The sequence below is a fragment of the Naasia sp. genome (assembly GCF_025465545.1).
GTDB lineage: Bacteria > Actinomycetota > Actinomycetes > Actinomycetales > Microbacteriaceae > Naasia.
Genome location: NZ_JAODMK010000041.1, coordinates 1 through 12,550, shown reverse-complemented (window position 1 = coordinate 12,550; position 12,550 = coordinate 1). Strand labels below are relative to the sequence as shown.

Annotated in this window: 11 protein-coding genes, 1 tRNA gene and 1 pseudogene; 2 read left to right on the top strand and 11 right to left on the bottom strand. The window is 68.5% G+C overall.

The window, feature by feature from the left end:
* A partial coding sequence (locus tag JWR33_RS10890) for a hypothetical protein (RefSeq protein ID WP_297411920.1) occupies positions 1-781 on the top strand: 781 nt, incomplete at its 5' end.
* Positions 782-939: 158 nt separating this feature from the next.
* Here JWR33_RS10890 and JWR33_RS10885 read toward each other — a convergent pair.
* From JWR33_RS10885 to JWR33_RS10850, 8 genes and pseudogenes are all read right to left on the bottom strand, one after another.
* Positions 940-1,530, bottom strand: a pseudogene (locus JWR33_RS10885) (DDE-type integrase/transposase/recombinase); the annotation flags it as partial.
* A gap of 151 nt (positions 1,531-1,681) precedes the next feature.
* Complete coding sequence (locus JWR33_RS10880) at positions 1,682-2,065, bottom strand: gamma-glutamylcyclotransferase (RefSeq protein WP_297411918.1); 384 nt, start codon at positions 2,063-2,065, stop codon at positions 1,682-1,684.
* Entirely contained in the window at positions 2,062-3,579 is a 1,518-nt protein-coding gene (locus tag JWR33_RS10875) for an NCS1 family nucleobase:cation symporter-1 (RefSeq protein ID WP_297411916.1), read from the bottom strand. Before JWR33_RS10875 ends, JWR33_RS10880 begins: the two co-directional genes overlap by 4 nt.
* 17 nt (positions 3,580-3,596) lie before the next feature.
* The gene (locus JWR33_RS10870) at positions 3,597-4,706 is read right to left on the bottom strand and encodes a ring-opening amidohydrolase (RefSeq protein WP_297411914.1); all 1,110 of its coding nucleotides are present in this window, start codon (positions 4,704-4,706) and stop codon (positions 3,597-3,599) included.
* Positions 4,707-4,764: 58 nt separating this feature from the next.
* Complete coding sequence (locus JWR33_RS10865; RefSeq protein ID WP_297411912.1) at positions 4,765-5,781, bottom strand: carbamate kinase; 1,017 nt, start codon at positions 5,779-5,781, stop codon at positions 4,765-4,767.
* Positions 5,778-7,178, bottom strand: coding sequence for a DUF1116 domain-containing protein (locus tag JWR33_RS10860; RefSeq protein WP_297411910.1), 1,401 nt, complete (start codon positions 7,176-7,178; stop codon positions 5,778-5,780). Before JWR33_RS10860 ends, JWR33_RS10865 begins: the two co-directional genes overlap by 4 nt.
* Positions 7,175-8,659, bottom strand: a complete 1,485-nt coding sequence (fdrA, locus tag JWR33_RS10855) for an acyl-CoA synthetase FdrA (RefSeq protein WP_297411909.1) — start codon at positions 8,657-8,659, stop codon at positions 7,175-7,177. The genes JWR33_RS10860 and fdrA overlap by 4 nt, the downstream gene beginning before the upstream one ends.
* A complete protein-coding gene (locus JWR33_RS10850; protein ID WP_297411907.1) occupies positions 8,656-9,525 on the bottom strand; it encodes a DUF2877 domain-containing protein in 870 nt (289 codons plus the stop codon). The genes fdrA and JWR33_RS10850 overlap by 4 nt, the downstream gene beginning before the upstream one ends.
* A 108-nt stretch (positions 9,526-9,633) precedes the next feature.
* Between JWR33_RS10850 and JWR33_RS10845 the strand changes: the two genes are divergently transcribed.
* Positions 9,634-11,109, top strand: a complete 1,476-nt coding sequence (locus JWR33_RS10845; protein WP_297411905.1) for a PucR family transcriptional regulator — start codon at positions 9,634-9,636, stop codon at positions 11,107-11,109.
* Between the two features lie 61 nt (positions 11,110-11,170).
* Here JWR33_RS10845 and JWR33_RS10840 read toward each other — a convergent pair whose 3' ends face one another.
* The 3 genes from JWR33_RS10840 to JWR33_RS10830 all read right to left on the bottom strand — a co-directional run bounded on the left by JWR33_RS10840 (position 11,171) and on the right by JWR33_RS10830 (position 12,498).
* Positions 11,171-11,725, bottom strand: coding sequence for a transposase (locus JWR33_RS10840; protein WP_297411904.1), 555 nt, complete (start codon positions 11,723-11,725; stop codon positions 11,171-11,173).
* Between the two features lie 62 nt (positions 11,726-11,787).
* Positions 11,788-12,363 (bottom strand): hypothetical protein, encoded by a 576-nt coding sequence (locus JWR33_RS10835; protein ID WP_297411903.1) that lies wholly within the window; start codon positions 12,361-12,363, stop codon positions 11,788-11,790.
* A 61-nt stretch (positions 12,364-12,424) separates the two neighbouring features.
* Positions 12,425-12,498, bottom strand: a tRNA-Ile gene (locus JWR33_RS10830).
* Positions 12,499-12,550 lie beyond the last annotated feature (52 nt).

Genomic DNA, 12,550 nt, shown 5'->3' with positions numbered 1-12,550 from the left:
CCCGCTCGTCCACTCCATCGTGGCGGCCAACCTAGTCGCGACCGTGCGTACACGGATCTGGGCAGTCACGAGATACTCGAGCCGACGAGGTCAGGACGAGCTCAAGGCGAACATCCGGCTCGCGCTCCCAGCACCGGACGAGGTCCTGCCTGACAACGAGGTTCCCGTGGCTCCTCACGCCGTTATCCCGATGGGGCGGAGCGTTCAGGTCACCGGCGAAGCAGACCACTACCCGACCCTCGCGAGGTACATCGGGGCACGCGCACTCATCGCTACCCTGCACCCAATAGAGGTTACGAAGGCGAAGGCGACGACGACCATCGTGGAGGTGCGCCTCGGCGACGAGCGCGTCGGGCAGCTGACGCCAGCGACTTCGGCGTCGGTGATGCCCCTGATTGCGGAGGCGGAGGCGCAGGGGCTGGTCACTGCGTGCTGGGCGAAGATCCAGGGGTCCCGCCTCGCCGCCGAAGTGACCCTGCATGTCGCGAAGGCGGAGCAGGTGCCCGACTCGTGGCCGAGCAGGGCGGACACCATCCCTACTATCCGCTCGATGCAGCCGGTGCCACGTGCCTATGTTCCCTCGGACCCGATCCAGCCCCCACCGGTGCAGCCGGGACTGAGCGTCATCTGGTGGGTGCTCGGACTCGTTGGGGCCCTACTCCTCGGGTTGGTTCCATTCGTCGGCTTGGTTCTGACCGTGCTCGCGATCGCCGGCCTCTGCTGGCTGCACATTCACCTTCGGCGGCAGCCGCCATCAGGCTCCAAGCTCGGCCCATCGTAGCTTCCGGGCGACCATTCCCCTGAGCGTTACAAGGGCGACGGCTCGATGTAGGACAGCGTCAATACGTTCGTCGGGATCAACGGCAAGGCAGCCTCTTCCGGCCTTACGCTGACCGTCAAGAAACAGAAGGACGGGCCTTTGGGCTCCTTCGGCCGGTGGTTGCTTGCGAAGGGTTGGGCGTAGGCCCACTCGGTCCGCAGGGTCCGGTTGAGCCGTTCGACCTTGCCGTCGGTCCCGGAGCAATGCGGCTTGATGAACCTCTGTTCGGCCCCGATCTGAGCGATGACGGCCTTGAAGGCGGTGGAGCGGCGATAGGCCAGCGCGTTGTCCGTGATCACCCGCTCGATCCGAACTCCGTGGCCGGCGAAGAATTTCGCGGCTCTGAGCATGAACGCGGCGCAGGTCGGGGCCCTCTCGTCGGGGTGGATCTCGGAGTAGGCGACCCGGGAACGGTCATCGACGGCGGAGTGGACGTAGTCGTAGCCGATCCCGCGGCCGCGAACCTCTTCGCGTCGGCCGTGGGCGCGCCAGCCGCCGCCGTCGGGGATGCGGCCGAGCTTCTTCACATCGACGTGGACCAGTTCGCCGGGTCGGTCCCGCTCATCGCGGGCCGCAGTTGCGCGCGACGCGCGGATCAGCTGCCCGGTGACCGGATCACAGCAGTCCAGCCGCGGAACCCGGTGGCGGGCCAGGATCTGGGAAACAGCCCTGGCCGGAACCCCTGTCGCGGCGCTGATTCGCTGCGGCCCATGAGCTGAGCCGCTCGACCCTTCCCTCCCTGCTCGAGCTGGTCCTGCTCCTCCCGCATGGAGCGTCAGTCCCATCCCCTCGTCGCCGAGCGCGAGCGGCGACCGCGGCATCGGGGCCACGGTCGCCACTCGGCGCGCGCCGTTGACGGGGCTATTCGCTTTCCATGTACTTCCTCCAGTCACCGTACGAGGAGATGTCTCGCCCGTTCGCCTCCGCCAACGCGCGAGGGTAGAGGATGCCGTCCACCACCCTCCCGTCGACCAGCATCACCGGTCCGCGGTACAGGTTCGGCGGCTCCCCCTCCTCCACTCGGCGCAGGACCTCGGCGGGAACACGGTAGAGCTCGCCCGCGATCTCCACTCCGCCCTCGTCCACCTCGAACATGCCCGGGTGCACGTCCCCGATGGAATAGACCCGGTAGCGGGCGGCAGTGCGGGTCTCCTCAAGGAGGTCGGCCCCGTCCAGGTTGCCGTTCAGCGCTAGTCCTCGCATCAGCGTGCCGTTGACGAAGAGCTCGATCGCCTCGTCGCTCACTGGGCCGGCTCCGTCGCCAGCAGCTCGGGATCTGCCTCGGCGGTGGTGACGTCCTCGACCGGCGGCGGCGGCGAGATCGCCATCAGGGCCCAGTAGGTCAGTCCGGCACCGAAGAATCCGGCGAACCACCCGTAGGTGCTGAGCTCGTGCATCGCGGGGATCACCAGGCCACCCCACGCGATGAAGAGACCGATCAGCGTCGCAGCCAGTGCACGGAGATTCCATCCTGCACTGAAGCGGTAGGCCCCTCGGCGCTCGAACAGACCGCCGACATCCAGCTTGCGGCGTCGGGCGAGCCAGTAGTCGACGATCATCACGCCGCCGATCGCGCCCATGCCGCCGCCGTAGGTGCCGAGCCACTCGAAGATGAATCCGCTCGGGCTCGACAGCAGCAGCCACGGCTGGGTGACCACACCGAAGAAGCCGACCAGGAATCCGCCGGTGCGCCGACTGATGTACCGGGGTGCGACGTTCGCGAAATCGTAGGCCGGCGAGACCACGTTCGCCGACATGTTCACGGTGAGGGTCGCCACGGCGGCGGCCAGCATCGCGAGCGCGAGCACGATCGGGTTCTCGATCTTGCCGGCGAGGACCACCGGGTCCCAGATCGGGGCGCCGTAGACGACGTCCGAGGCGGACGCCAGGATGACTCCGAGCGCGGCGAACAGCGTCATCGCGGTCGGCAGCGCCACCGCCTGACCGACCAGCTGGGACTTCTGGTTCTTGGCGAACCGGGTGAAGTCCAGCACGTTGAGCGACAGCGTCGCCCAGAGCGCCATGACCCCGACCAGGGATGGGATGAAGATGGGGAGGAACTCACCCGGCGTGTTCAGCCGTCCCGGGTCGGCGAGGATCGGTCCGATTCCCCCGGCTGCGACGATCATCCAGATGGCCAGCCCGAGTCCGAACACGAGGATGATCGGCGCCGCCCAGGTCTGGAAGCGGCGCAGCGTCTCCATGCCCCGGTAGATGATGAAGATGTGGATCGCCCAGAAGATGGCGAAGCTGATCCACATCCCCATCGGATTGCCGCCGAGCACGCCGCCGAAGGTCGTCCATCCCGGGATCAGTGCTCCGAGGCCGAGATTGATGGCGGTGCCGCCGATCCACACCTGGATCCCGAACCAGCCGCAGGCCACCGCAGCCCGCATCAGAGCCGGCAGGTTGGCGCCGAACACCCCATAGGAGGCTCGCGCGAATACGGGGAACGGGATCCCGTACCGGGTGCCGACATACGAGTTGAGCAGGATCGGGATGAGGATCAGCGTGTTTCCGAGCGCCACGGTGAGGATCGCCTGCCACCAGCTCATGCCGAGCGTGATGAGACCCGCCCCGATCAAGTAGGTCGGGATCTGACTGCTCATGCCGAACCAGAGGGTGATGTAGTTGTAGGTGCTCCACGTGCGTCCCGATTTGGGGACGGGGGCGAGGTCCTCGTTGTAGAGGATGTCACGCGTGCGGCTCGCCGGTGGTGCGGGAACGGGATGAGATCGAGTCGAGGTTTCGTTCTTCATTGAACTGTCCTTCCTTGTCAGACGTGTGCGATGACGGCGACGGGACCGCCGCCGGCAGGGCCCTGGTGCTCAGCGCCACCCGAGACGTAGATCATGGGATCGCCGACGATCGAGGCGATGACCCCGTTGACGACTCCGCGGGCGTGCCTGGTGCTGTTGATGTCCGAATCATCGAGCATGATGTGCCGGCGCCCACGGACCCTGCCGGTCGGGTCCGCCTCCGCCTTGGCGAGCACGTTGACGATGCGCTCGTAGTCCTCGGCGACCACGTCGCCGTCCTCGAGCCGAATGCGGACCTGCCGAAGGGCGTCCCGCACTGCGGCGGCATCGATGGCGTCCCGCATCACGGCGTGGCCGATGAGGTACGGGCTGATCGACTTGGCGGAGTTGCCCATCAGAATGATCTCGTTGCCGAGCAGCTCGATTCCCGCCGACGTCGAGGCTACCGAGGAGCTCAGCGCCCAGTCGTGGAGGATGTCGTCGTCGCTGACGTCCCCTGCGCCGATCTCGCCGAGGGCGACCGCCACACCGAGCGCGGATGCGCCCCGCGCGTACCCCATGGATTTGTAGGTGTCCTCCGTCGCCACGGTCTGCCCACGCCTGTGGGCATCGTCGACCCGCTCGGCGGTGAGCAGCGGGGTCTTGATCTGCACGAAGTGCACGTCGGCCGGGTCGTCTATCCCTGCCTGCCGCATCGCCTCGCGCACGGCAGCAGCCGTCTCGGTCACCATGATGGTCCGGCCGAGCTCTTCCGGGAGGAAGTCCCGCGTGAAGGCGACGCCGATCGCGAGCCGCTTCTCGCCGACCTCCTCCGCATCGGTCACATCCTTTCTCGCGAAGATCGTGGCGTGCGGGCTCATCACCCCTTCGGTGCCGCCCGACATCACGAACGCGATGCGCTGCTGCACCTCGTCAGGCGACATCGCGAGCCGCGAAGCGAGGGCGTTCGAGAACGCCATCGTGGCGTAGCCACGGGTGAAGTCGTTCACACAGCCGTTGCCCTCGGTCTTGCCCAGGATGGCGACGATGTCCTCGGCCTTCAGGACTTCCTCGTCCAGCAAGGCCAGGACGCCGGAGACATCTGCCGGGTGCGCCATCGCGACCCGGTACACACTGACCGTCTGCATCAGCTCATTTCCTTCTTCCTGCTCGCGACTTCGCTTCCAGCTGCCGAAATGGCGGATCTCATAGAGCCTCCTGATGTTCCGTTATGGGGTGGGGAGAGGGACCCGGGCCTTCGCGGAGGATCTGCGTGCCGCCGATCCCCGCGATGGCGTCCCGCAGGCTGCCGATCGAGGTGATCACCGCACGTGACCCCCCGTCCTCCACGAATCGGATCGCCGACTCGATCTTCGGGCCCATCGATCCGGCCGGGAATTGGCCGTCCGCGAGGTGCCGGCGCAGGTCGGCGACGCCGACCACGTCGAGTGGCCTAGCCGTGGGGGTGTTGAAGTCGACGTACACCTGGTCGACCCCGGTGACCAGCACGAGCGTGTCGAGGCCGATCGCACCGGCGAGGAGGGCGGAGGCCCTGTCCTTGTCGATCACCGCATCGACCGAATGCCAGCCGGGCTCGTCCCGCACCACTGGAATGCCACCGCCGCCGGCCGCGATCACGACGGATCCGCGCTCCACCAGTCCCTTGATGGCTTCGGCCTCGATGATCTCGTGAGGGATCGGGCTGGCCACGACTCGGCGGAACTGGCCGGGGCCGGTCTCGGTCACCGACCAGCCCTCCTCGGTCGCGCGCCGCCGCGCGGTCTCAGCGGTCATCTGGCCGCCGATCGGCTTCGTCGGTCGCTGGAAGGCCGGATCGCTGCCATCCACGACGGCGTGGGTGAGCACCGCTACCCCGCGGGCCGAAAGGTTCCGGGCTGCCAGGGCCGAGTCGATGGCGACGGTGAGAATGTGTCCGATGCCGCCTTGAGAATCCGCTACAGCGAGCCACAGCGGCAAGGCGGGCAGCCCCTCGACGAGGGCATCGGGGGCCACGAGCTCGCCCCGGCGCAGGATGAAGCCGACCTGCGGCCCGTTCCCATGCGTGACGACGACTGACCAGCCGTCCTCGACCAGTTCCGCGACGATGACCGCGAAGTCCGCAGCACGCTCCTGCTGACGCTCGACCGACCCTGCCTCGCCGTCCAGGACGAGGGCGTTCCCACCGATCGCGACGAGGACTGTGCCGTGCGCTGACCCGCTCATCGGCTCGCCCGCTGTTCCGCCAGGTATCGCACGGCCTTGAGGAACACTTCCGGCGGTGCGGTGACGATGCCGGCCCCGATCTGGCCGACGCCTGCCTCACGGTGCGCGATGCCGGTGTTGATGACCGGCAGGACGCCGGTCTCGAGGACCTTGAGGATGTCGATCCCGGAGGGGGCTCCCGCGAAGTTCATGGGCGGCAGCGGGAAGGCCGGATGCTGGCCGAGAGTGATGCGGCGCATGGACGTGGTGGCGGCGATCGCATCGGCCGGGGTGCCGCCCACGAATTGGGTGATCGCAGGCGAGGCAGCCATCGCGAAGCCCCCGAGCCCGAGTGTCTCGGTGATCGCGGAGTCGCCCAGGTCCGGGTTCGCCTGCTCGGGTCCGTAGCCTGGGAAGAACAGCCCGTCGGCGGGGCCGACCTCGGCCGTGAACCAGCGGTCGCCGCTGCCGGCCACGCGGAGGCCGAACTCGACGCCGTTTCGCGACATGGCTGTCACCAGCGTGGAATCCTCGATGCCGATCGCGGCGTCCATCGCGAGTTTCGCGTTCGCCATGGAGAGGTTCAGGGCGAAGTGGTCGTTGCCGGCCAGGAATCTCAGCACCGCGACCGCGCGGTCGTTGGGTGTGAGCGCGGCGATGATCGGCGCCAGACGCCGGGTGAGAAGGGAGGTCGCGGCGACGTTCCGGTTGTGCCCCTCATCGCCCATGGCGAGCGCCTGGGCGATCAGCGACGACACGTCGATCGGGCCGCTGACAGCGAGCGCCTCGTCGAGAGCGGGCCCCAGGATGTCGCGCATCCAACGCAGACGGGTGATCACCTCGGCGTCGTAGGCGCCGAAGCGGAGGACCTTGCCCAGCCCCTCGTTGAGCGAGGCGAAGGCGCTCCGGCCGTCGCCGAGGGACTCCCCCTCGGAGACCACGAACACCGGCATGGACGGTGCCAGCACTCCTGCCATCGGGCCGACCGCACCGTGGTGGTGGCAGGGTTCGACTCGGATCGCTCCACTGTCGATCAGCTCGGCCGCCTCGGTCGGGTCGGCCGCCCACTCCTCGAACAGCGCCGCGCCGATCAGCGCGCCGCGCATCGGCCCGCACATCCGGGCGACCTCGATGGGTGGTCCGGCGTGGAGGAGCACCCTGCCGTCGGCGATGCCAGGCACAACCTCGCGGGCCGGACGGACGGCGACAAGCTTGCCCCTCGTCGACTGGACGGCGGCGATAGCCTTCTCATTCGCCGAGCGGGTCGCCTCCGTATCCAGCCCGACCGCCAGCCGTGCTGCATCGGCGTCGCCGAATGCGGGAGGCCGCCAGTCGAGCTGAAGCACAGCTCCTGCGGGTGCTCCCTCGACGATCAGCGGGAGACCGACGTTGAGGATCTGGACACCACCGGGAATCACGAGTTCTCCTTGCTGGTCGAGGCCAGCGCGAGGCGCGCTGCGGAAGCATTCGTGGGGCAGAGGAGCACGCCGGCGGAGGCGAGGATGGCCCTCTGCCTGCTGAGGCCCTGCGGATCCCCCTCGGTGCCGCAGACGGAGCCGATGACCGTGAGTGCTCTACCATCCGCGGCGGCGCGCTCGCGCGCCACCGCGACCGCCTCGGCCACCGGGGTGGCAGGGTCGTCGGCCGCACCGAAGCCCAGCACGAGGTCGATCAGGATGACCCCGACCTCGGGGTCGTAGCCCGCGGCGGCGATCCGATCCGCGCGTCCCACAGGATCGATCATGGGATGCGGCTTGCCGGCCGTGTACTGGTCGTCGCCGAGGTCGAGGATCTCAGCTCGCACTCCTGCCCGGCTCAGGATCAGCTTCGCCTCCGAGGCGAGAGTCCCGCCGGTGTAGAGGCCGAGGACGCCTCCGACTGCTTCCGCGACTGCGTCCGAGCGCTGGTCGTCGAACTCCAGCGGGTGTCCGTCCAGTTCACAGGCCGCTATGGCGCCGGCCTCGAGCGTGCCCCTGATCCGTACCCCTGTCGTCGCGGAATCGCTGTCCTCGAGGCCCAGGAAGCACGCGACAGCGGGCTTGCCGGTTGCGGCGAGCCGCTCGATCAGCCGATCCGCCACGGAGCTCGAGGGCGGCTTCGAGACGACGACGATAACGGACGTGAGCACGTCCTCGGCAAGGAGGTCCAGTGCGAGGCCGGTCATCATCCCGTCGACTTCTGCGGAGAGGTCCCTGCCGCCCACGCCGATCAGCTGAGAGACGCCGCCACCGGCCGAGTGGACCAACCGGGATATCTCCTGCGCTCCCGTCCCGGACGCGGCAACGATCCCCACCGATCCAGGCCGCACCACGTTGGCGAAGCCGAGGGGAACCCCATCGAGGATGGCCGTGCCGCAATCGGGGCCCATCATGAGCAGTCCCTGCTCGAGCGCGAGGCGCTTCAATCGCACTTCGTCCTCGACCGACACGTTGTCGGAGAAGCAGAAGACGTGCAGCCCGTTGCGGAGCGCCTGCTCGGCGACGATGGGCGCATAGGTTCCGGAGACCGAGATCGCCGCGAGCGTGGCGGGAGCGTCCTCGCCTGCAGCAATGCCCTCTCTCAACGTCCCGGGGCGCTGCTCCGCGGCGGCGCCGGCGCTGGTCTCCGAGACGGTGAGCAGCCCGTGCGCGGCATCGAGCGCGTCCTCGACGGCCTGCTCATCGACACCGCGAACGACGAAGACGAGGTCGTCCGGGCTGGCCGCGAGGTCGCCCGGCAGCATGCCGGAGTCGGCCAGGATGCCGAGGTTCGCCGGTGTCGCCATCACCGCTCCCACCCGGAGAATGCCGTCGCGCTTCTCGGTGGCCGACGCGATCCGCATCAGGGCGACCGAATCCCGATACAGATGGGGCAGCAGGCGGGCGGAGAGCACGCTGTTCGCGGATTCGTTCTTTGTCATGCGCTTCTTTCCATGGTGGGCGGCGCGAGCAGATGCTCGGAGACGGCGGCGATCAGTCCGGTGAGGAGATCCAGCCCGGAGCTGGCACCCCAGGTCCTGGCCCGCTCGAGGGCCTGCCCGGTCGGGGCGGTTCCGGTGACCGCCGCGACCAGGTGGTGGACGTGCTCTCCGAACCGCCCCGCTGCCGCGGCCGTGAGGTAGTGGCGGGAGGCGAGCGTGGTCCGCGACAGCAGCCCCGGCAGCGCAGCGGCGATCGCCTCGAAAGCGGCTCGGCGATCGGCGACGGCGAGACCGGCCAGCACCCCCACGATCACGTCGTCGCCGCTCGGGGTCGTGCCCGGGCCGGCGCCGATGAGCCGGCGCAGCACCGGCACCACCTCGCCCGGCCGCCGAATCCCTGCAGCCGCGAGCGAGCCGGAGCGCAGCCGGGCGGCTGACGGGTCCATGCTGTCGATCCGCGCGTCGGCGAAGCGGCGGTCGGGTTCGCCCATCTCTCGTTTCATGGTGCGGATCGCCGTCCCATCGAGGGGTGCCGGTGTGATGCGCAAGTCGGTGGGCACGAGCGCACTCCAGGTCCGCTCGTGCGTCACCTGCTCGGTCGCCCAGATCCGTGCACCATCGCGCTGCGCCCGGGCGAGGCGCGCTCGAGCCGCCTGGAAAGCCGCATCCGGCAGACAGATACCGTCCGGCATGAGTCCGCCGGCGCTGCCCGTCACAACGAGCAGCCGATCGGAGGGGCCGGCCTTCAGCACAACCGCGGATTGTCCGAGATGGACCACCGAGAACGGCATCGCCGAGCGGCGCCAGGGAGCATCTGCATCGATGCGCCCCGAACCCGCTGACACGGACGATGCCGGAGTAGACATACTGGGATCGTAGGCACTGCGACCCACCTATGGCCCGGTCCGCAACGGACCAGATTTTCTGCAGGAAGTGTCCGTTTGGGACAACGCCGGCGAACGAGAAGAGAGTCGATGAGTGCCATCTCCGTGCGTGAGCTGCTCACGCTGCCCGCGCTGGGCGGCAGCTCGGTGGTCGCCGGCCGGACTGGACTGGACCGCGTCGTGAGCGGGGTCAACGTCATGGAAGTCCCGGACATCGAATCGTTCGTGAAGCCAGGGGAACTCCTGCTGACCACCACGTACCCCCTGCGCGACCACCCTCAGCGGCTGACGGCCTTGGTGCGTACCCTCGACCGGCTCGGACTCGCGGCCCTCGCGGTGAAGCCGGGGCGCTACCTCCACACGCTGCCCGACGAGATGCTGACGGCTGCCGACGAGCTCGGGTTCCCCGTGATCGTCGTCCCTGGAGACACCTCGTTCAACGAGGTCATCGGTGCTCTCCTCGCGGTCGTCCTGGTGGAGTACGGGCCTGAGCCGGCCCATGCCGACGCAATCCGCGAACGCCTGACCGGTGTTGCTCTGAGCGGTGGAGGACTCATCGAGATCGCCCGGACGCTGGCCGGCGCGCTCGGGCGCGATGTGGACGTCCTTGACCTGGACGGCACCATCCTCGGTCGAGTCGGCACCACCCCGAGCGGCGACGAAGACTGGTCATTCCCGATCAGTGTGGCGGGCTCCGAGCGGGGCCGAATCGTGGTCCACGGGCAGGGCGAGCCGACGCTCGGTCAGCGCAGGCTGATCCGGCAGGCCTGCTTCGCGGCTGGCATGCACATCGCTCAGGCCATCGCGAGCGTGGAGCTGGACCGGCAGATGCGCGTGCTGTTCCTCGAAGAGCTGGTGAGCCGGAAGGCATTGGACGAAGCGCTGATCCGTGAGCGCTCCCGACTCTTCGGTTGGGATCTCGCGGGTACGCACCGGGTGCTGCTGGCACGGGCTGCGGTGGAGCTCTCGGACGCACTCGTGAGTGCATCCGCCAAGAAGGACCTGCACCCGCGCGCGATTGCGTGGGTGCGGGGTCAGGAGGTCGTCGTGCTGCTTCCGGCCGAGGCGGGCGAGCAGCCCCAGCGTCTGTGGGACAGGGCTGCCGAGTGGCGACATGCGCTGGCGTCCGCGAGTGGCGAGGATGGAGTCACGCTGGCGGCCGGCAGTCTCGCGCACGGGCCGGAGGGCTTTGCCCGGTCGCACACCGATGCGCGGGATGCACTGGCCATCGCGCAGTCCCTCCGTCGACCAGTGGTCGTCCACGATCTGCTCACATTGGAGCGCGTGATCCTGTCGGCACCGAGACCTCAACTCGACGAGCTCGTCGACACTGCGATCGGTCCTCTCATCGCCGCCGACGAGAGGGGCGACTCGAGCCTCTGTCTGACGCTCGAGACCTTCCTGGGCACGGCGAACGCCGCCGACGCGGCCCGCCGGCTCTTCATCCACTACAACACGATGAAGCACCGGCTCGCCCGCATCACGGATCTGCTCCCGGGCGACCTGCAGGACCCGCGCACCCGTTTGACCGTGGCGTTCGCACTTCAGGTGCGCAAGCTGCTGTGACCGCTCCACGCTTCGTGCGGGAGGCAAGCTGTATTGCGACCGCGAGCGCTGCGCGGGGGCATCAAGGTCTCCGGGGTGAGCGTTCGGAGAAGTAGCGGCGGTCGCCGGCCTCCCAGTCGTCGTGCTGCTCGACCCGGACCGCGCCGGCCAGGCGCAGCAGCGCGGCCGGGTTGGGGAACACCCCGACCACGTCCGTACGGCGTTTGATCTCCTTGTTCACCGGCTCCAGCGGGTTCGTGGACCAGATTTGCCGCCAGTGCTTCTGCGGAAATGTGAAGGCCAACAGGTCGTCCCGCGTCGAGGCGCATCGCGGCGACCTTCGGGTGGGAGCGCTTGAGCATCCGGACGACCTCGTCGAACTGGGCGTGGACGTGCTCGGCATCGGGTTGGGCGAAGATCGTGCGGATGATCGAGCGACCATCTCGCCGCTGGCCTTGGGCACCACCGCGAGGGCGTTGCGCACGAGGTGCACTCGGCAGCGTTGCCACGCGGTGCCCTGCAGCACCGTTGCGATGGCCTTCCTCAGCCCGGAGTGGGCGTCGGAGATCACCAGCCGGGTGCCGGCGAGCCCGCGCGCCTTGAGCGAGCGCAGGAAGCTGGTGGCGTCCAGGAACACATCACCTCGACCAGGTCGCGGATGACCCCGTCGGGTTTCGCCCCCATGGTGCCCTGCGCCGTTCACCACGCGCCGGCCGCGGCACGGATGGCGGCGATCTGCTCCGGAGTGAGTGCCTTTGGGGTGTGCTCGGGCTTCTTCATCCTTGAGGTCTCCTTGACGGGATTGCGAGGGACGATCTCCCGCCGGGCCGCGAACGCGAGGACCATGCTGAGGATCGTGCGCGAGTGCTTCGCGCGCGTGTACGACTCCGCGCGCTGCAGCTTCAGGAACCGCTCGATCCGGCCTACAGTGACCTCGCGGACGGTGAAGCTGTGGAAGAACGGCAGTACCAGCCCCCGCAGTTCTCGCTCGTAGATCTCCTTGGTGCTGTCCGCGCGATCGACGTCGAGCAGGATGTCCTCCAGCCACGCCCCGGCGAGCTTCGGGAATGGCGAGTCCGCGTTCAACAGGTCCGCGGCGTCGCCTCTTTGCATGCGCTGAGCGAGATCGACCTTCAACACCGTCTCCGCCGCGGCTCGGCTCGAACCGGTGGCGGTGACCTGCCACGTGTGGCCGTCCCAATCGCGGACTCGGGGCGTCGAACGGAATCGCTTAGCAGCGACCTCGGTCGTCGTGATCGTCCCGAAAGTTCCCATCGTTGAGCTGATCGAGTCTCCGTCCTCCGAGGAAGGACAAGAAACCCTGGGCAGAACCAAGTAGGGCGGACGGGACTTGAACCCGTGACCGAGCGATTATGAGTCGCTTGCTCTGACCAGCTGAGCTACCGCCCCGAACGCGTTCACGATACCGGCACCCGCGGGTGCCGGTCGTCGCTCACCCCTC